We start from the raw sequence: 19,833 nt of genomic DNA, 5'->3' as shown, positions 1-19,833 counted from the left end.
GTGTCAGCGTGGGATCGAAAAGGCCGCTGCACGGTGCAGCGGCCTTTTTCAGATTTGGATGAGCGTATTCTGGTACTTATCCAGCATCAGCGAGAGTCGCTTCACCGGCTCAGTCACGCTTTCTGGTGCCGAATAGTGGTGGAGTTTTCCTGATAGACATCCAGCTCTTTCAGCAGCCGCTCAAAGTAGTAGCGACGTTTGTCATCGCTGCTGGCCGAGATAATGCGATCGGCGGTGTAACGCAGCTGGCGATGATAAGCCGATAGCTCCGCGTTAACCGGCACCTCGGCATTACGCAGGCGCTGATGACCGATGATCAAGGTCAACGCGATGCGGTATTTATCGATATCGCCGGGGAACAGATTGAGCAGCAGGAACAGTTGCTGATACAGCGCAGGCAGATGGTTTTCGCGACGTCGCGCTTGATTGGTGGTCAAGGCGGCCACGGCGGCATACATAAAGCGGTTCAGCAGTTTACGACCGGTGCGGGCTTTGGATTTGTCGCGAATCAGCAGAATCACCATCATCGCCAGGAAGCTGCCGATCCACTGGCCCAGCGCATTATCGAGGAACACGTTGAACTCAAACTTCATTGGATTATCCAGCACCAGCACGTTGATGGTGCCAATCAACGCCCCCAGCGTACCAATCTGACGCCGCTGCACGAAGATACCGCCGATAAAACCTAATGCACCAATTGCGATACACAGCAGCAACGCGCTTTGCTGCGTCGACGGCAGAATATAGACGAAATAGAGCATGCCGAGCGGTACCGCGAAAGCCATACCGTAGAAGAAGTCTTTCGCCATCATCAATGGATTCGGCATACGCATCGCCAGCGCGGTGATTACCGCCAGCATCACCATACAGCCGCTGCCGGATGTCCAGCCGGTATAGAGCCAAAACAGTGAACCTAGCGCCGTCGCCACAAAAGTACGCACGCCATTGATCATCGCGTGATGCGTTTCCGCTGAGCGCGCCTGAATCACTACCTCGCGCTGCAGGATGCTCTCTTCCAGCGTGGTAATGCGGCTATTACTGCGCACCCCGTTGATCAGCAGCAGATATTCAGTGGCAGCACCGACCCAACTGGCGACCGTCATCGGCACGGTTTTATTGCTGACGCTGATCAGACGGCGCATCACCTTCATACGCTTGTGCACGTCATCAACGTTATGAACGTCTTTCTCGATCAGCAGACGGTATTGCGTCGGAATATAGTCTGGACGGGCGTTCTGAATCAGGAAGGTTTCAGCCGCTTGCGTAATCAATGTCAGCGACAGCGTATTCAACATCTGCAGGCGGCGGCTGGTGTTCTTCCAGCGTGAAGATTCCATCAGCAGTTGGCTGCGCATCCCGTTGAGTGCCGTAGTGCGGCGCACCAGCGCGCTCCAGGTACGATCAACCTCGTCTTTATCCGCATGTGCCACGCACATTTGCAGCAGCTTGTAGTGCGCCACCAGCAGCGCATCGACTTCGGCATCAATCACTTTTTTGATTGAACGCGGCGAAAACAGCATATCCGCCAGAATGGCACACAGAATACCAATCACGATTTCACTGCAGCGCTCGACTGCGTACTGCGGTGCCAGGGTTAAGCCCCCGCTGGCATCGGCAGTGACCACAATGATCAGCGCGGTGTATCCCGCCAAACCCAGCGCGTAAGAGTTCTCGACCTTTATCAGCGAAGAGAGCCAGACGCACATGCCCGCCCACAAGCAGCACAGCAGCAGCATCACCACCGGCGCGCGCACCGTGGCAATCATGATGGTCAATGCAGCGATACAGCCAATAAAGGTACCGATGATGCGCAGAATGCCGCGATAGCGCAGTGCGCCAGAATAGGGGTCGCCCCCTGCGGCAAAGGCGGTACCACCGGCGACAATGCCGGCGGTCATTACCGCCCAACGCGGCGTTTCCAGATTAAAGTGGAAGCCAATCATCAGCGCGGCAATCAGCGCAAATGCGAGCTTCACCGGGAAACGCAAAAACTCAATCATAACGGCCTCGCTTAACCAAACTCGCGCAGGCGGTTAAAGAACTGCGTCAACGGCGAGACTTTGGTCTGACGATCTTTATCACCGGTGATCACCACTGTGGCTGTGGTGCCCGCCGGGAAACGGTTACCAGGCTGATCGTCGAGGTGAATACGCACCGGAACGCGCTGCGCCAGTCGCACCCATTCGAGGTTGGAATCGATGGTCGCCATGCCTTTGCTGTCAACGCTGCTGCTGCTGTTGGTCACACCAGCGGCGATGCTATCCACCGTTCCACGCAATACGGCATTGCTGCCCAGCGGAGTGATTTCAGCACGGAAGCCTGGACGTACGCCATCCAGCTTGGTTTCTTCCATATACGCCAGGACGTAGAACGAGTGTTGCTGCACCAGCGCCACGGCCACTGAGCCGCGGGTGATGAACTCGCCCTGATAGACGTTGAGGTTAGTGACCCAGCCATCGGATGGCGCTTTGATGGTGGTGCGATCCAGATCGATGACCGCCAGATCGCGCGTCGCCACCGATTTCGCCAGCTGATGTTCACTGGTTTGCAAATCGTTGTTGGACTGCTCGATCGCTTCGCGCGACATCGCACTGGTGCCGAGTTGGTTACGGCGCGCGGCTTCACGACGTTTTTCGCTCACCAGCGCCTGGTAATATTCGACATCAGCCTGAGCTTCATCCAACGCTTTTTGGTAGCGCGGACGATCGACCACAAACAGCGTGTCACCTTGTTTCACCAACTGGTTGTCGTGCACCGGCACCTCAGTGATGAGGCCTGTGACATCAGGCGAGATCGCCACCACATCAGCGGAGAATTTGGCGTCACGCGTCCAGGGTGACTCGGTGTAAAACACCCAGGCGCGGAATACGATCACGATTGCGATGATAACCAGCAGGAGCGTAATCGCGTAACGCGCGATTTTTCTTATTAGCGCTTTCACTTAAAAACCTCAGACGAATAGACGGGATACAAGGTAAAACACGCAGCAATACAACGCTGTGTTAAAAAGTGCCGGATGCCACACCAGATCGTAAATTCCGCTGGGCGTCAGCACGCGTTTCACCAGCCAGAACAGCGCCAGCGAAACCAGTAGTTCAATGAAGATGGGCGGAAAGCTCAGCCCGAATACGACAAATACCGGAAGCACACTCATTTCGGTTCCTTAGTTCGACCATGCCGGATTTCACCGATACCTGCCCTCATGCCGCGTGGCACGTTGGGTTGAGAATCAGGGGAAGATTGAGAGACTGATGGCAACATTCAGGCCGCGTTGAGCTAATGATAGCGTATCATCGAGTAAACACAGCCGTGTTAAGGTGCGGTGAACAGACCCAGCGTGCGTATAGTAACGCGCTTGACTATACGTTTTCTACATATTGTGAGCTAAATCACTTTTTAGCCAGAGTAAACAATGGAACGACTTAAAGGCATGTCCATTTTCGCCAAAGTGGTTGAATTAGGTTCATTTACCGCCGCGGCACGCCAACTCCATCTTAGCGTTTCGTCAATCAGCCAGATCGTCGCCAAACTGGAAGATGAATTACAGGTCAAATTGCTCAATCGCAGCACCCGCAGCATCGGCCTGACCGAAGCCGGTAAAATCTATTACCAGGGCTGCCGCCGCATGCTGGCTGAAGCCTCTCAGGTGCATGAACAACTGTATGCCTTTAATAACACACCGATCGGAATTCTGCGCATCGGTTGTTCTTCTACCATGGCGCAGAACGTCCTGTCAGCAATGACTCGCGACATGCTACACGAATATCCGGGCCTGAGCGTCAATCTCATGACCGGCATCCCGGCACCGGATTTGATTGCCAACGGATTAGATCTGGTGGTGCGTGTGGGTGCCTTACAGGATTCCAATCTGTTTTCCCGCCGCCTGGGCGCCATGCCGATGGTGGTGTGCGCCGCGAAAAGCTATCAGGCGCAGCACGGCACGCCAGAAAAGCCGGGCGAGATCGATAATTTTTCATGGCTGGAGTACAGCGTGCGGCCAGATAACACCTTTGAACTGGTGGCGCCGGAAGGATTGGTGACGCGGCTCACGCCGCAGGGGCGCTTCGTGACCAACGATTCGCAGACGCTGATACGCTGGCTGAAAGCCGGTTGCGGGATCGCCTATGTGCCCTTGATGTGGGTGATTGATGAGATTAACGCTGGAGAGATCGACATTTTGTTCCCGCAGTATCACTCGGAACCGCGTCCAGTGTATGCGCTGTATACCGAGAAAGATAAGATGCCGCTAAAGGTGCAGGTGTGTATTGATTATCTGACCGAGTACTTTAAGCAGGTGGCGCAGCAGTATCAGCAGCATCGCAAAGGCTGACGGCGTGGGCGCCATAAATGGCGCACCTACTTAAGTCGGTGCCGCCTTTTATGAAGTACGCCATGGGGAACGCAGGTTCTACGGTAATTTGTAGAGTACACCATGGGAAATTCAGACTGTACGGTGATTAGCAGAGTGCACCATGGGAAATCAGCTTCTACGATAATTTGTAGGGTGCACTATGGAAAGCAGCTTCTACGGTAATTTGTAGGGTGCGCATTTAAGCGCACCAGGAATGATTACGCGGTACCGCCGACGGTGATTTTATCCAGTTTCAAGGTTGGCTGGCCAACACCGACCGGCACGCTCTGCCCCTCTTTACCGCACACGCCAACGCCTTTATCCAGCGCCAGATCGTTACCGACCATGGAAATCTGCTGCATCGCTTCAATACCGGAACCAATCAGCGTGGCGCCTTTCACCGGCGTGGTAACTTTGCCGTTTTCTATCAGATAGGCTTCTGAGGTTGAGAACACAAACTTGCCGGAGGTGATATCCACCTGACCGCCACCAAAGTTCGGCGCATAAATACCGTACTCAACGCTGGAAATAATATCCTGCGGCGATGATTTGCCCGCCAGCATGTAGGTGTTGGTCATACGCGGCATCGGCAGATGGGCGTAAGATTCACGACGACCGTTACCGGTTGGCGGCACGCCCATCAGACGCGCATTCAGCTTGTCCTGCATATAACCTTTCAGCACGCCATTTTCGATCAGCACGTTGTACTGGCCTGGCACACCTTCATCATCCACGGCCAGTGAGCCGCGCAGGCCCTGGATGGTGCCATCGTCTACCACGGTGCAGAGTTCAGAGGCCACCAGCTGCCCCATCTTGCCACTGAAGACCGAGGTTTCACGACGGTTGAAATCGCCTTCCAGACCGTGGCCCACCGCTTCATGCAGCAGCACACCCGGCCAGCCAGCACCGAGCACCACCGGCAATGTGCCCGCAGGCGCGGCCACAGCAGAGAGGTTCACCAGCGCCAGACGCACCGCTTCACGCGCCCAGGCATCGGCACGGACATCACCGTCTTCATCGGCATAGAAGAACTCATAGCCGGTACGTGCGCCGCCGCCGCTGGAGCCACGTTCACGTTTGCCCTGATCTTCCACCTGCACGCTGATCGACAGACGCACCAGCGGGCGGATATCCGCTGCCAGCGTGCCATCGGTCGCCGCCACCAGCACCTGCTCGTAAACACCGGTCAGGCTGGCATTCACTTCCTGCACGCGCGGATCGGCCGCACGTGCCACGGTATCAACACGATGCAGCAGTGCGATTTTGTCTTCACGCGTCAGGCTGTCCAGCGGATTGATCGGCGCATACAGCGAACGGTTGATCACGGCAGAAAGCGTGTGCGCTTTGCCGTTGCCCTGTTCACGTACGATGCTGCGCGCCGCTTCTGATGACTGACGCAGCGCGTTCAGGGTAATCTGGTCTGCGTAGGCGAAACCGGTTTTCTCACCGCTGACCGCACGCACGCCAACACCCTGATCGATATGATAGGAGCCATCTTTAATGATTTTGTCTTCCAGCACCCAGGATTCATGGAAGCTGGACTGGAAATAGAGGTCGGCATAATCCAGACGACGTTCTGAAAGCTGCCCTAACAGGGAAAATAGGTCCTGCTGATTAATGCTGTTCGCAGCTAGTAACTGCTCACTTACCAGATTCAGAGTCATCGTTTCTCACTCATTATGTGCTCGGATAGTCATAGCCTGCGGCAATTCCCCGACGGCGTCAAATTCACTTCTTGTCGTCTTCGCGCGGTTTGCGCAGCACTTCATTGATTTCCGGCTTATCCAACGGTCCGCTGATGTGATATCGCAGCAGCGAAATCTTATTCCACAACGGCCCCAATACTTTACTGGCGGCAAATACCGCGGCACCAATCACCGGATTGACGACGAATGCGGTTGCGACGCCCACCGAAGCAGAGATTTCCGGTGCGACCACTGCTTCCATATCAATCTGCCGTTTGGCCAAATCAATCTTGCCCTGCATGGCGATATCCGCTTCCAGACCGTCCACCAGCAGGTTATCGGTGCGCATTACGCCGTTCTCAATCCACGCCGTACCGTTAATCGAATCGAAATAGAAACCTTCGCTGAAGGTGTCACTGAAGTCGAATCGCAGCTTGCGTAGCAGGGCATCAAAGCTCATCAGGCGCAGCAACTGGCCTGCGCGTCCGGTGTTTACATCCGCAATCTGCCCTTTACCAAAGTGGGTTTTCAGCGTGCCGCTTAGCGTTTCTGCTGAGGGCTGCCACGGAGCGGAACGCCAGTGCAGGTCATAATCCACTTTAAAGGGTGCATCACGCAGCGGCGTGTTGACGCCAAACCAGTTGACGGCGTCATTGATGTTATTGCCGCTCAGGCTGCCCTTCAGAGAGGTACGCTGGTTGCCCGGTTTATTCACCCACTCACCGTTGATGCTGAGCTTAGCGCTGCCGGAATCCACGCTACCGTTAGTAAGTGCTAACGTATCTCCCTGCGGCTGCAATCTGGCCTGCATGTGGCCAAACTTCTGGCCGCGCAGCCAGCACTCATCACAGTTAAGCTGCAGCGCGGGCCAATTGCTGAAGTCCACCGTGCTGCTGTTTCCTCCAAACGGCGAGGCGCTGCTATCGCTGCTGTTCGCCCATTCTGGATTGTAGTAAAGATAGCTGAGGTCAATCTGCCAGGGCGCACTCTGTGCGGTTTTCAGACTGCCACGCGCCTCACGACTTTCCAGCTGGAGCTGCGTATTGCCGGCCGTCCCCTGAGTGACGGTGGCATTGACGTCATGCCACTGTTGGCCGCCCAGCGTCAGCGCGGGAGTACGCAGAATCACATCGCCCGGCAGCAGCGCACCGCCCACTTCCGTTTCGCCCTGTGCATTGCGCGAACCACCGCCTCCTGCCAGCAGCCCCATCCAGGCTTCACCATCAAGCGGCGGTAGATTTAGCTCCATACCGCGCTTTTCTGGTAGCTTCGGCGTGCTTTTCGCATCGTTAAGCCAGATGCCGCGATCAACGCGTAGCTGCGGCTCAAGGATCCAGCGGCTGTTGAAGCGGTTGTGCTCACGCACGCTGCCGCTCAACGTGAATCCTTTCAGGTCACCCGTGGCGTTAATCGCGATCGGCATCGCTTCACCTGACTGTTTATCTAATGGCGCAGGTAAGTGACTGCTTACTGTTTTTGCTTCACCCTGCAAATCCACTTTATAAGTTGCGCCACCCTTGTGAGGCAGCGTGATATCGACATTGCCCTGCCACGGCAAACTGCCGCTCAGTTGGCTGCTCACGCTGGCAGGCAACGCCTTCAGTTTCGCAGGTTGCCAATCCCCCTTAAGCTTGACGTTAACGCCGAAGTCATCTGGGTTTTCAGTGGTGGTGAAACTGACGCCGGTAGGCTGACCGAACCAGTTAGCCTGCATCTCTTCACTTTCGAGATTGCCGTTGTTATAGCGGAAACGCCCGGTAAGGTTGTTCAGGGTGGTGTTTAACGGCTTGATATGCAGACTGTTGTTGTTCAATGCCACATTGCCGCTGGCATGTACCAATTTACCGTCCAGCGGAATATCGAGATTAAGTGAACCGCGCACGTTGCCGCCAATTTGCAACTGTTGCAGTGCCGCACCCAGCGTTGATTTCAAAGGCGTTTGTTCGAAGTAATCCGCGATTTGCTGGCCCTGCCCGCTGAGATCGCCATCAATAATCAGCTTTTCTTTGAGATAGTCAGGGATCACCGCGCTGACGTTGCGCGCATCCACCTCGCCCAGCTTGGTTTTGTCCGCCTTCATCCACAAACCATTGTTAGCAAAGTCGAGATCGATATCGAGGTTTTCTAACGCTGGCCAACCGGGCTGGAACTGGAACGTGGATTGACGCAGCGGCACCCACACTTCAAACATGCCGTCGTTGTGCTTAAACGGGAACAGGCTGGGGTTACCGGCAAACAGCAGCGTGGCATTGTCCACTTTCCCGCCTTTGATCGCCTCGCTGAGGTAATGGGTCAGATCGTGCCCCATCAGCGGTTCCGGGAAATAGCGCCAGGCATCACCGGCATCGGTGACGCGAATACCGGCCAGAATATCCAGCTGTGGTGCTTTACCGAGATTTTGCTGATAGCGGAAGTCACCGCGCGCCCACAGCGAACGCGCCTGGACGTCAAGGTTTTGCCCGTCCAGCGTCAGGCCACTGGCATCGTGCTGCCAGTTAAGCTGGCCGGTTATCTGTTTGATTTGTAGCGGCGCCTGGAACATGTCGCCATACGGTACTTCCGCTTGCCCCATCGCCACATCCAGCCGACCATCACTCACGCTGCCGCTGGCGGTGCCGTTCAAATTAATGATGCCTGGCAGCAGTTCCCAATGTTGCCAGGCCAGATTGCGCCACTTGGCTTGCAAGCGGGTTTGCTCAGGCTGATTGAGCGGAATATCCAGCGCCAGCGCATCGATGTTGCCGCGTGGCTGCAATGCACGCCAGTTATCCAGCAAGGCCGGCGATAAAGGCTTAAACAGTGGCACTAACGGCGCCAGACGATCCAGGTCTAACTGCGTGGCGCGTACACGAACTTCTGCACCACTGTTGGCACCCAGCATCTGCGGGTCTTCCGGCTTCCACAGCAGAGAGAAGTGCCCCGGCGACCAGGCCACGCCATCGGTGCTGAGACGGGTTTGCGGCACTGACAGACTCCAGCCATTTTGGTAACGGGCCAGATGCGCGGTTAAGCCATCCACCTGCAGCTGGTGATCGCCCTGCTCGCCGCGCCAGCGTGCGCCGCCTTTACTGAGCAACAGGTCACCGGCGTACAGATCGCCATCACGCAGATTAACCCACGCTGCAAGGCTGAAACGTGCACTCTCAAGGCTGGTGTTATCACGCAGCCACGGGCCAATCCACGGACGCACATCCACGTCATCCGCTTGCAGCCAAAGGCGGCCATCATTGAGCAGTCCGTTGGTATCGTTGAGATCGAGACGTACCTGCACCACGCCGTGCTGGCCGGTAAAGCTGGAGAGATTGACCTCGCCTTCCGCGCGGTGACGCGTACTTTCATTCAACCAGGTCAACCGTGGGATGCCCAGTTCGGCATGTTGTCCTGACGGCGTGAGAAAACGGATGCTACTGTCGCGTAGATCGAAGTGGTCAAACTGGCGCAAAAACAGATCGTTGATTTGCCCCGGTTTGAAACTGTTTTTCTGCTGATCGCTGGTAAACAGCGGATGATTGGTTTCGAGACGCAGCTGCCAGAAGGTGAGATCGCGGAACTGCCAGCGCCAGTGCAGCAGTGATTGCCAGACGTTAAGCGCCAGATTGACCCGATCGATGGTCAACTTGCCATCGTCCGGCATCGACACATTGAGATGGCGTATCTGCAAGGTTGGGCCAAAGTTTTCCCACTTACCCTGCAGTTCGCTGGCGTCCACCGTCACACCGCTGACGCGTGAAATCGTCTGCAGTATATCGCTGCGATAGCTGTTGAGATGCGGCATCACGAGGCGCAACCCGCTGACCAGCAGCGCCACAATAACGATGATTGCGGCGAGCAGCAGTAACAAAATCCTCGGCAACCGCCTCACGCACCTCTCCTTGCATGCCGTTGGGGTACGGCGTTCAACCTCACGACTTACATCATGACGACGTCAAACTGCTCTTGGGTATAGAGCGGCTCAACATGGACTTTAACCTGCTTACCGACAAAGATTTCCACTTCAGCCAGCGCATGTGACTCTTCGCTCTTCAGCGCTTCGCCCACTGCCGGGGAAACGTACACCAGGAAGCGGTCGGAATCGTAAGCGTGATGCACGCGCACGATTTCACGCATGATCTCATAACAGACGGTTTCCACCGTTTTAAGCGTACCGCGCCCTTTGCACACCGGGCAATCGGCACACAGCACATGTTCAATACTTTCACGCGTGCGCTTGCGCGTCATTTCCACCAGGCCGAGCGCCGAGAAACCGTTGATACCGGTCTTCACCCGATCTTTGCTCAGCGCACTTTCCAGCGAATGCAGTACGCGACGGCGGTGATCGTCATTACTCATGTCGATGAAATCGATAATGATAATGCCGCCGAGGTTGCGCAGCCGCAGCTGGCGCGCGATTGACTGCGTGGCTTCAATATTGGTGTTGAAAATGGTTTCGTCGAGATTACGATGGCCGACAAACGCGCCGGTATTGATATCCACCGTGGTCATGGCTTCGGTTTGATCGATGATCAGGTAGCCGCCCGACTTCAGTTCGACCTTGCGCTCCAGTGAACGCTGAATTTCGTTCTCGACATCAAACAGATCGAAGATCGGTTGTTTGCCGCTATACAGCTCCAGCTTGCTGGCCATTTCCGGGATATATTCACCGGTGAATTCCACCAGCAGATCGCAGGTCAGACGCGAGTCCACGCGAATGCGATCCAGCGCCGCGCCGGCGAAATCGCGCAGCACACGCTGTGCCAGCGCTAACTCGCCGTACAGCAGGCAGCGCGTTTGATTGCGCTTTTTGCGTTCGCTGACTTTGGTCCACAGACGCTTGAGGAAGGCGGCGTCCTGCGCCAAATCTTCCTCACGGATGCCTTCTGCGGCAGTACGAATAATAAAGCCACCGAGGTCGTCACAGTAAGCCGCCACCACCGCTTTCAGGCGGTCACGCTCGGCTTCGCTTTCAATACGCTGTGAAACGCCAACGTGCGACGCGCCGGGCATAAACACCAGGTAACGTGAAGGCAGCGTGATATCGGTGGTGAGGCGCGCACCTTTGGTGCCGAGCGGATCTTTCACCACCTGAACCACCAAATCCTGGCCGGGACGCACCAGCTCGCTAATGTCGCGCACCACAAAATTTTTCTTCTCATCACCCGCCACGCATTCAGTGTGCGGCATGATGTCAGAGGCGTGCAGGAAGGCGGCTTTATCCATGCCGATATCGACAAAGGCCGCCTGCATGCCAGGCAAAACGCGGCTGATGCGTCCTTTATAGATGTTACCTACAATGCCGCGCCGTGCTTCGCGCTCAATGTGGATTTCCTGCAGAATGCCGCCATCAATATAGGCAACACGGGTTTCAGAAGGTGTCACATTTACCAGCAGTTCAGCCGTCATCTTGTCCCCTTAACGCACGCAGTGACTGAAAGTGGCTCAGCAACTCATTGGTCTCAACCAGCGGTAATCCCACTACGGCGTGATAGCTTCCATTAATCCTGCGGACAAAATTGCCGCCCAGACCCTGTATTCCGTACGCGCCGGCTTTGTCCATCGGCTCGCCGCTGGCAATATAGTGCGAGATTTCCTCAGCGGTGATATTGCGGAATGTCACGTCAGTGGTGACCAGACAATCCAGCTCGCACTGGGTATCCGCCAACGCCACGGCCGTCATCACCTGATGTGTATGCCCGGAAAGCTGACTCAGCATCTGCGCAGCGTGTTCCGCATCGCGCGGCTTTTCCAGCACTTCATTGTTGAGCACCACGATGGTATCCGCACCCAGCACCGGCAAATCCTGCGGCGCTACGGCCACGCCTGCACGCGCTTTATCTAAAGCCAGACGGCGAACATAAGCTTCCGCCGCTTCATCCGCTTGACGCTGCTCTTCGACGTCGGTGACCAGACGCTCAAACTGCAGGCCAAGCTGCGTAAGCAGTTCACGGCGACGCGGTGAACCGGAGGCGAGATACAGGGTTATCATAGTCTTCCTTACTGAACAGCGAACTGACGGCGAATCTTTCTCATTAATAAGAATAGCCAAGGCCATAGAATGCCGTCGACCACGCTGCTCCAGAAGATTTCCGGACGGAATGAGACGTTGATCACCAAAAATTCAGCCCAGAAAACAATCACATCCACGGCAAGCGACAGCACCATAACCATTAATGCCTGCTGCCACAACGCCAGATTTCGGAATAGCTGAAATTTGAAGGCCACCAGATACGCGATGATGCTGAACGCCAGTGCGCGTACACCCAGCGTCGAACCGGCCACCAGATCCATAATGGCACCTAAAAAGAAGCCGGTTCCTACATTGACGCGGTGCGGCAACGCCAGTACCCAGTAAATCAGGATCAACAAAAGCCATGAAGGCCGGAACATAAAGATTTGTTCCGGCCAGGGCATGATTTGCAGAATGAGGGCAATCAGGAAGGACAGCCAGATAACCCATCGGCCCTGGCTGCGATATCGACTCAAGGCTGGCCTCCGCGTGTGTTCGCAGGAATCCCTTGCGAACGACTGCTGTTAGCGGGTGCCGGTGGCCCCATTTGCGGTGCTACATCCGGTGCCGGTGGGCCCATTTCGCCCGCTGGCGGCAAGACTTGCGGCATCATCTGCATCAGGCGCTCATTGGCTACGCGGTGAACTTCATCCGGTGCCATCGGCATGTCGCCATTTTTATCCGAGCCCCATAACAGCAGCAGATAACGCAGACGCTGCAGTCCCGCAGTCGGATGTGCCTGAATCACAGTGTAAGCACGCTGGGTGTCGACTTTCACAGAAGAGACCACACCCACCGGATACCCTTCCGGGAAGCGTCCACCGAGGCCAGACGTCACCAGCACATCGCCGACGCGAATGTCGGTGTTGCCCGGCAGATGTTCCAGCTGCAAGTCTTCGCTGCAGCCATTACCCGCCGCAATGACGCGGATATCGTTACGTAACACCTGAATCGGCAACGCGTGCGAGGCATCACAAATCAGCAGCACGCGGCTGGTCACCTGACCCACCGCCACCACCTGACCGACCACACCTTTATCGCTGATCACCGGCTGGCCTTCGTAAACACCGTTTACGCTGCCTTTGTCGATAACCACCTGATCGGTGTAAGGATCGGTGCCAGTGGAGATCACCTGGGTCACCATCTTGTGCTCATCCTGACGCAGCGGCGAGCCGAGCAGCTCACGCAGACGTGCGTTTTCCTGCTTGTATTGCCCCAGCATCAGCAGGTCACTGTTTTTCAGGAAGAGCTCACGGCGCAGCGCTTTGTTTTCCAGCTCGAGCTGCTGGCGTGAAGCCAGTGTCTCTGAGACGCCGTCAAGAAGCTGTCGTGGCCCGTTGGCCAGAAAGTAAAATGGACTTACCGACGTGTCCAGGTAGTTGCGGATCTGGGAGAAGGAGCTCACGCGACTGTCAGCGATAATGATCGCGATAGCCACAATGACTGCCAGAAAGAGGCGCAACTGCAGGGAAGGCCCCCTGCTAAAAATCGGCTTCATAAATTCTGCGTGTTCCTCGACATCAGGGAAGAAGCGCTAGTCTCGTGACTAACGCCTCCAGGGCTGGACGCATCTCGCCGTCGTGCGCAGCGTCGATAGGCGCGACTCCCTGCGCAATTTGACCACGGTCTCAGCCGATGAGGATTTACTCCTCGCTGAACAAATCGCCGCCATGCATGTCGATCATTTCCAACGCTTTACCCCCGCCGCGCGCGACGCAGGTCAGCGGATCTTCTGCGACGACAACCGGAATACCGGTTTCTTCCATCAGCAGGCGATCCAGGTTGCGCAACAGCGCACCACCACCGGTCAGCACCATGCCGCGCTCGGAGATGTCAGAGGCCAGCTCTGGCGGACACTGTTCCAGGGCAACCATCACCGCGCTCACGATACCGGTCAACGGCTCTTGCAGCGCTTCGAGGATCTCATTGGAGTTCAGGGTAAAGCCACGCGGTACACCTTCTGCCAGGTTACGACCACGCACTTCAATTTCATGGACTTCATCACCCGGATAGGCAGAACCAATTCCGTGTTTGATACGTTCCGCAGTGGCTTCACCGATCAGTGAACCGTAGTTGCGGCGCACATAATTAATGATAGCTTCATCGAAGCGGTCACCACCGATACGTACAGAAGAAGAGTAGACCACGCCGTTCAGCGAGATCACGGCGACTTCAGTGGTACCACCACCGATATCGACGACCATCGAACCGGTTGCTTCTGAAACCGGCAGGCCAGCACCAATTGCGGCAGCCATCGGTTCTTCAATCAGAAACACTTCGCGCGCGCCAGCGCCCTGAGCGGATTCACGGATGGCACGACGCTCAACCTGAGTCGCGCCAACCGGTACGCAGACCAGCACACGTGGGCTTGGGCGCATAAAGCTGTTGCTGTGCACTTGTTTGATGAAGTGCTGGAGCATTTTTTCAGTCACGAAGAAATCGGCGATAACGCCATCTTTCATAGGACGGATTGCCGCGATGTTGCCAGGGGTACGACCCAGCATCTGCTTAGCGTCATGGCCCACCGCAGCAACACTCTTAGGCGAGCCGGCACGATCTTGACGAATGGCAACCACGGAAGGCTCGTTCAGCACGATGCCTTGTCCTTTTACGTAAATCAGGGTATTCGCAGTACCCAGGTCAATGGACAAGTCATTGGAAAACATGCCACGAAATTTTTTAAACATACTAAGGGATAATCCTGCAAGCTGGGGGCGGAAAATAAAATCCGCCTACTTTACCAACCACGCGAAGCCGCTACAAGGCGCAAAAACGTTCTGCTTCGGTGAAAAAATACGCTGAATAATTTTTTGGGCCGATTCGCTTATCCCTGGCCACCGTAAAATAGCGCTAACCCGCCCTATTAAACGTAAATTCACCCTCAACTCACGGGTGATTTTCGACATAAAATCTAACATTTCCAGCCATCATAAGCGCGAATGCTGTAAGCCAAAGGCAAGAAAAAAAGCCATCGGCGCCACTTTACAGGCTGAAGACCTAAATTCGGTAACGTTGTGAATGTTTTTTCACGTTACTGTTCACCGGCAATGAAGGGGCAAAAAAATCACCCTGCCCGCCTGAAACCCCCAGGCTCGCCAGCGTTTGCCACTCCGCGAGCGTGCGCACGCCAGCAGCGAAAACTTGCGTCGAGGTAGATTTGCAGACTTCCAGCAAACTTTGCACAAACAGCTGGTTCTCGGTGCGCCGTTCGATATTGCGCACCAGCCTGGATCAAGCTTGATCACTTCGATCGGGAATTGCTTGATATAAGCACTGCTCACCACCGTCAATCCCGCCTGATCTACTGCCACACGGCAGCCAAAGGCGGCCAGCATTTGGAAAACCGGCACTAAACGATTGATGTGTTGACAAACATCCGCCTCAGCAAGTTCAAATAAAAAACGCTTTCTTTGCGATTTCGTGCACTGCAAGAGCAGTTTCTGCAGCCAGCGCTGAAAGGGGCGCTGTAACAAGGTGTCGATATTGACGGGCAGCGCCAGCGTTTCATCGGGCCACACTTCGGAAAGGGCCGCGATGCGCGTCACCAGTTGACGATCCCAGCTGTCGGTCAACCCCAGCTGCAGCACCAGCGGCATAAACTCGGCCGATACCACTTCTTTATCGCCATCAAATACACGCGCCAGCATTTCACGGTGGTGTACTTTGCCATCCAGCAACACGGCCGGTTTCTGGTAAAGGCGTGGGCCACCACGGTTGAGGGTGTTTTCCAGCAGCGTTCGCCAGCGCACACTACCGCGCCCCATTTCTAAGGTATTTCCTTCACCCACTGACCAGCTGTTACCACCCTGCAATGCCGCACGACGCGTTGCCATCTCCACATTTTCCATCACCTGCGGCACGCTTTCTCCGCTGCGCCACGCACTGATGCCAATGTGGATTAAATCGTCGCGATCAACCATACGCATCGGCGGTAATGAATCGACCGCGTTGATCAGCTGATCGGCGATACTGTTGGCCTCTTTCAGCGTGCGGTGCGGTAATAACACGGCAAAATCACTGCGGAAGTAACGCGCCAGCAATGCGCCCGGATAGCGTAAAACAAAGGTCGAAAGCATGTTGATCAGATCAAACAGGTATTCATCCACCAGCGTTTGACCCAAGGTTTCATGTAACGTGTCGAGATCGGGCAGACGCACCATCATCACCACGCCGTGCGTGCCCACATCTTCTTGATCTTCTAACAATGTCGCCAGTTGATTATCGAAGAACAGGCGGTTGTTCAGGCCGGTACGCGAATCCTGGGCGGCGAAGGTTCGAATCAGCGTATCAATACGTAATCGCTGTTCGCCCGCTTCTTGCAAATCGTTAAGCAAGGTATCAATGGCACGGCTGGCTTTTGGCGGCCATTCGGCGTAGTGCCCAACGTACGGCACACGCTCACCGGCCAGAATGCGCTCGGAACGTGCTTCTAATCGTTCCATGTGCTGCCAGCGGCGATTAATCCAGCGATGCGTCATCACCAGCAACGCAGACATAATCGCCACCACGCTAAGCAGCACAATCAGCGTGTAGGCGCCGGTAAAAGAGCGGAACCAGGTTTTCGCGGGATCGAGCACCACTACGCGCAGCTCAAGGCCGGGAGAATGCACCAGCGGCAGATCGAACTGAATAAAGCGATTCGGCTCATCTTCCAGCATCGGATTTTCATGGCGGGCAAGCTGGAAAACCACGGTGTTGCCGTTGTGCATCTCAATTTGCTCGGCGTTGATCACTGGCATGATCCGCGTCAACCACTGCGTCAAATCTTGTGGCGATTGCGTTGCCAGCGCTTTATCGACTTCGGTCGCCAGCGTATTGACCCGCGTTTCCACGCGCTGTTGCGATAGCCAGATAAAACTAAAAGCGCAGCCGACCAGCATCAGTAACATTGCCAGTAAGCTTAATAATGTAATAAACGCAGAAAACTTAGTTGTTAATCGCATCCCTGTGCCTGTATCACTGCGGTTATGAACGGTCGCCATCCGACGGCGCCAACCTGCTCACTGGCGCAAACCTGAGCAAAATATCACAAATCATCGCCTGAATCAGCGCCAGACGCGCATCAAATGTCGCGGTGCGCCATGCTAATTTGCCCTGCGGCGCGAGTATAGCCGTAAAGTGTGATGGCCTGCGTTTCGCGCGGACTTTTTCGTCCTATTCTCAACAGAGCGATCTCGCCAGGAAATTTCATATTTTTCCGGGCAAAGTGGCGCATCGAGCGCTATTTGATCATGCTGAATGCAGACTATTTATTCGCCGGAGAATGTTATGAAGCTGAAGCAATACCTCACCGAATCCGACGTGACGCCAGAAAGCATCTTTAACATGCGCCGACGCCAGGTGTTAAAAGCGCTTGGGTTAGGTGCTGCGGCAGCCAGTTTGCCCGGCACAGCACAGGCTGATGTCCTGAGCTGGTTTAAAGGCAACGATAGACCGCCAGCCCCCGCAGGCCGCGATCTGCAATTTACCAAACCCGCGCAATGGCAAGCCGATCTGCCCATGACCCCGTTTGATAAGGTTGCTGGCTACAACAACTTTTACGAGTTTGGGCTGGATAAAGCCGATCCTGCCGCCAATGCCGGCACACTGAAAACCGATCCCTGGCAGCTACGTATTGAAGGTGAAGTGGCAAAACCGATCACGCTGGATATGGATGACATCTTCAAACGTTTTACCATGGAACAACGTATTTATCGCATGCGCTGCGTCGAGGCGTGGTCGATGGTGATCCCGTGGGTGGGCTTCGAGTTGAATAAACTGCTTAAACTGGCGGAACCCACCAGCAATGCCCGCTTTGTCGCCTTCCAGACGTTATATGCTCCTGACCAAATGCCTGGGCAAAAAGATCGCTTTATCGGCGGTGGGCTGGATTATCCGTACGTTGAAGGATTGCGTCTGGATGAAGCGATGCATCCTCTCACGCTGCTGAGCACCGGTGTATACGGCAAAGCGCTGCCACCGCAAAATGGCGCGCCGATCCGTTTGACGGTGCCGTGGAAATACGGTTTTAAAGGGATCAAGTCCATCGTCAAGATTACGCTGACGCGCGATCAGCCCCCCACCACCTGGAATCAAATCGCCACCAACGAATACGGTTTCTACGCCAATGTGAATCCGCACGTTAATCATCCACGCTGGTCGCAGGCCACCGAACGTTTCATTGGTTCCGGCGGTATTCTCAATGTGGAACGTCAGCCAACGCTGCTGTTTAACGGCTACGCTAAAGAAGTGGCATCACTTTATCGCGGGCTCGATTTGCGGGAGAACTACTGAGTGCGACTCACATTACGCCAGATCACGCTGTTAAAAGTGGTGCTGCATCTCGCGGCGTTCCTGCCGTTTGTGTATCTGTTTATGGCGGCCAGCCAGGGTTGGTTAAGCGCCGATCCGGCGAAAGATATCCAGCATTTTACCGGCAGAATGGCGTTGAAGTTGCTTCTGGCTACGTTGCTGGTGAGTCCGCTCACCCGTTATCTGAAGCAGCCTCTGTTGATTCGCACCCGTCGTATGCTGGGCCTGTGGTGTTTTGCCTGGGCATGTCTGCATTTGACCAGCTATTACCTGCTGGAACTGGGTTACAACCATCTGCAGTTGCTGGGCAGTGAAGTCATTTCACGCCCTTATCTGCTGCTGGGGTTGATCTGTTGGCTGGTGCTGTTTGCGCTGGCTATCACCTCATTCCAACGCGCCCAGCGCAAACTCGGTCGGCGCTGGCAAACACTGCATAACGGTATCTATCTGGTGGCAATCCTCGCGCCTATCCACTATCTGTGGTCAGTAAAAGTATTCTCCCCTCAGCCCTGGATTTACGCGCTGCTGGCCGTGTTGCTGTTAGCCTGGCGTTACAATAAGTTGCGTAAACTTCTGCATCGATAACCTCCGCACGGTTGTTTTCCTGCTGCGAGATCTGATAAAAGGTGTGGCCTTCGGGCCGCATCCGATCAACTTCGCAGATAAGACCAGTATTTTGCTGCGAATTGCGACGAAACGGATATAATGCCCGGCTTTATTGCAAGCGAAGTCGTCTTTTTCACTCTCAGGAGTGACAAACGGCAGATGTCGCGGTATTTTACGCGATGCCTTACTGATTGCAGGAGATAGCAGCAAGATGGCGCACAAATTTCACATACTGCTTTTAAACGGCCCCAACCTGAATCTGTTGGGAACGCGCGAGCCTGATAAGTATGGTCATACCACGTTGGCACAGATTGTCGGCGATCTGACTCAGCAGGCCGATCAGCATCATGTGAAATTAAGTCATCTGCAATCGAACGCGGAGTTTCAGTTGATCGATCGTATTCACGAGGCCCGTGGCAACGTGGATTACATCATCATCAATCCGGCTGCTTTCACGCATACCAGCGTTGCATTGCGTGATGCCCTGTTGGCGGTCAGCATCCCATTTATTGAGGTGCATCTCTCGAACGTGCATGCACGCGAACCGTTCCGACATCACTCCTACCTTTCTGATGTATCTGCCGGCGTCATCTGTGGACTGGGCGCTGATGGATACTCATGGGCTTTACAAACGGCCGTAAAACGCCTGTCACATTCCAATTAAACAGAGTACGGAACCACACTCATGGATATTCGTAAAATTAAGAAACTGATCGAACTGGTTGAAGAGTCTGGCATCTCCGAGCTGGAAATCTCTGAGGGCGAAGAGTCCGTTCGTATCAGCCGTTCACCGACTAACGTTGGCTACCCGATGATGCAACAGGCTTACGCTGCACCGATGATGCAGCAGCCTGGCCTGGCGACGGCGGTTGCGCCTGTTGCTGCGGCACCGGTTGAAGCGGCCAAGCCGGAAATCG

General features: G+C 55.2%; 14 protein-coding genes and 2 pseudogenes. 5 read left to right on the top strand and 11 right to left on the bottom strand.

Annotation, left to right across the window (positions count from 1 at the left end; translation table 11 throughout):
- Window positions 1–48: 48 nt before the first annotated feature.
- The 3 genes and pseudogenes from aaeB to aaeX form a co-directional block, all read right to left on the bottom strand.
- Window positions 49–2,000: pseudogene (gene aaeB / locus HA45_RS00080) on the bottom strand (p-hydroxybenzoic acid efflux pump subunit AaeB).
- Between the two features lie 11 nt (window positions 2,001–2,011).
- Window positions 2,012–2,941, bottom strand: coding sequence for a p-hydroxybenzoic acid efflux pump subunit AaeA (gene aaeA, locus HA45_RS00075; protein ID WP_100703254.1), 930 nt, complete (start codon window positions 2,939–2,941; stop codon window positions 2,012–2,014).
- A 9-nt stretch (window positions 2,942–2,950) separates the two neighbouring features.
- Window positions 2,951–3,154 carry a p-hydroxybenzoic acid efflux pump operon protein AaeX gene (aaeX, locus tag HA45_RS00070; RefSeq protein ID WP_021508145.1) on the bottom strand — a complete coding sequence of 68 codons (204 nt, stop codon included), beginning with the start codon at window positions 3,152–3,154 and terminating at the stop codon, window positions 2,951–2,953.
- A gap of 258 nt (window positions 3,155–3,412) precedes the next feature.
- Here aaeX and aaeR point away from each other — a divergent pair, with 258 nt between their 5' ends.
- Complete coding sequence (gene aaeR, locus HA45_RS00065; RefSeq protein WP_100703253.1) at window positions 3,413–4,330, top strand: HTH-type transcriptional activator AaeR; 918 nt, start codon at window positions 3,413–3,415, stop codon at window positions 4,328–4,330.
- A 239-nt stretch (window positions 4,331–4,569) separates the two neighbouring features.
- Here aaeR and tldD read toward each other — a convergent pair whose 3' ends face one another.
- The 8 genes and pseudogenes from tldD to csrD form a co-directional block, all read right to left on the bottom strand.
- Window positions 4,570–6,015, bottom strand: a complete 1,446-nt coding sequence (tldD, locus tag HA45_RS00060) for a metalloprotease TldD (RefSeq protein ID WP_100703252.1) — start codon at window positions 6,013–6,015, stop codon at window positions 4,570–4,572.
- Window positions 6,016–6,079: 64 nt separating this feature from the next.
- Entirely contained in the window at window positions 6,080–9,898 is a 3,819-nt protein-coding gene (gene yhdP, locus HA45_RS00055; protein ID WP_100703251.1) for an AsmA2 domain-containing protein YhdP, read from the bottom strand.
- Window positions 9,899–9,945: 47 nt separating this feature from the next.
- Window positions 9,946–11,415 (bottom strand): ribonuclease G, encoded by a 1,470-nt coding sequence (rng, locus tag HA45_RS00050; protein WP_100703250.1) that lies wholly within the window; start codon window positions 11,413–11,415, stop codon window positions 9,946–9,948.
- Window positions 11,405–11,998: a Maf family protein gene (locus HA45_RS00045; RefSeq protein ID WP_100703249.1), complete on the bottom strand. Its 594-nt coding sequence runs from the start codon at window positions 11,996–11,998 to the stop codon at window positions 11,405–11,407. The genes rng and HA45_RS00045 overlap by 11 nt, the downstream gene beginning before the upstream one ends.
- Window positions 11,999–12,006: 8 nt before the next feature.
- The gene (gene mreD / locus HA45_RS00040) at window positions 12,007–12,495 is read right to left on the bottom strand and encodes a rod shape-determining protein MreD (RefSeq protein ID WP_007891978.1); all 489 of its coding nucleotides are present in this window, start codon (window positions 12,493–12,495) and stop codon (window positions 12,007–12,009) included.
- Window positions 12,492–13,517, bottom strand: a complete 1,026-nt coding sequence (mreC, locus tag HA45_RS00035) for a rod shape-determining protein MreC (RefSeq protein ID WP_100703248.1) — start codon at window positions 13,515–13,517, stop codon at window positions 12,492–12,494. Before mreC ends, mreD begins: the two co-directional genes overlap by 4 nt.
- A 145-nt stretch (window positions 13,518–13,662) precedes the next feature.
- Window positions 13,663–14,706 (bottom strand): rod shape-determining protein MreB, encoded by a 1,044-nt coding sequence (mreB, locus tag HA45_RS00030; protein WP_007891976.1) that lies wholly within the window; start codon window positions 14,704–14,706, stop codon window positions 13,663–13,665.
- Window positions 14,707–15,016: 310 nt separating this feature from the next.
- Window positions 15,017–16,962: pseudogene (gene csrD / locus HA45_RS00025) on the bottom strand (RNase E specificity factor CsrD).
- A gap of 325 nt (window positions 16,963–17,287) precedes the next feature.
- On the opposite strand from csrD, the gene msrP reads away from it, so the two are divergent.
- The 4 genes from msrP to HA45_RS00005 all read left to right on the top strand — a co-directional run.
- A complete protein-coding gene (msrP, locus tag HA45_RS00020) occupies window positions 17,288–18,292 on the top strand; it encodes a protein-methionine-sulfoxide reductase catalytic subunit MsrP (RefSeq protein ID WP_100703246.1) in 1,005 nt (334 codons plus the stop codon).
- Window positions 18,293–18,895 carry a protein-methionine-sulfoxide reductase heme-binding subunit MsrQ gene (gene msrQ, locus HA45_RS00015; protein ID WP_100703245.1) on the top strand — a complete coding sequence of 201 codons (603 nt, stop codon included), beginning with the start codon at window positions 18,293–18,295 and terminating at the stop codon, window positions 18,893–18,895. It abuts the gene before it with no gap.
- Between the two features lie 232 nt (window positions 18,896–19,127).
- Window positions 19,128–19,580: a type II 3-dehydroquinate dehydratase gene (gene aroQ / locus HA45_RS00010; RefSeq protein ID WP_007891972.1), complete on the top strand. Its 453-nt coding sequence runs from the start codon at window positions 19,128–19,130 to the stop codon at window positions 19,578–19,580.
- A 21-nt stretch (window positions 19,581–19,601) separates the two neighbouring features.
- The coding region (locus HA45_RS00005; protein ID WP_495524936.1) for a DUF8684 domain-containing protein at window positions 19,602–19,833 on the top strand (232 nt) is incomplete at its 3' end.

This window comes from Pantoea rodasii, from assembly GCF_002095465.1.
In the GTDB taxonomy this organism is placed as follows: Bacteria; Pseudomonadota; Gammaproteobacteria; order Enterobacterales; family Enterobacteriaceae; genus Pantoea; species Pantoea rodasii.
The sequence above is the reverse complement of the archived record's forward strand: the minus strand, read 5'-3'. Positions and strand labels throughout refer to the sequence as shown.

Bases quoted from the DNA above. Each gene is read 5' to 3' on its own strand.
- aaeX (WP_021508145.1), bottom strand. From the start codon at position 3,154: ATGAGTGTGCTTCCGGTATTTGTCGTATTCGGGCTGAGCTTTCCGCCC.
- aaeR (WP_100703253.1), top strand. From the start codon at position 3,413: ATGGAACGACTTAAAGGCATGTCCATTTTCGCCAAAGTGGTTGAATTA.
- rng (WP_100703250.1), bottom strand. From the start codon at position 11,415: ATGACGGCTGAACTGCTGGTAAATGTGACACCTTCTGAAACCCGTGTT.
- tldD (WP_100703252.1), bottom strand. From the start codon at position 6,015: ATGACTCTGAATCTGGTAAGTGAGCAGTTACTAGCTGCGAACAGCATT.
- msrP (WP_100703246.1), top strand. From the start codon at position 17,288: ATGAAGCTGAAGCAATACCTCACCGAATCCGACGTGACGCCAGAAAGC.
- HA45_RS00045 (WP_100703249.1), bottom strand. From the start codon at position 11,998: ATGATAACCCTGTATCTCGCCTCCGGTTCACCGCGTCGCCGTGAACTG.
- mreB (WP_007891976.1), bottom strand. From the start codon at position 14,706: ATGTTTAAAAAATTTCGTGGCATGTTTTCCAATGACTTGTCCATTGAC.
- aroQ (WP_007891972.1), top strand. From the start codon at position 19,128: ATGGCGCACAAATTTCACATACTGCTTTTAAACGGCCCCAACCTGAAT.
- mreC (WP_100703248.1), bottom strand. From the start codon at position 13,517: ATGAAGCCGATTTTTAGCAGGGGGCCTTCCCTGCAGTTGCGCCTCTTT.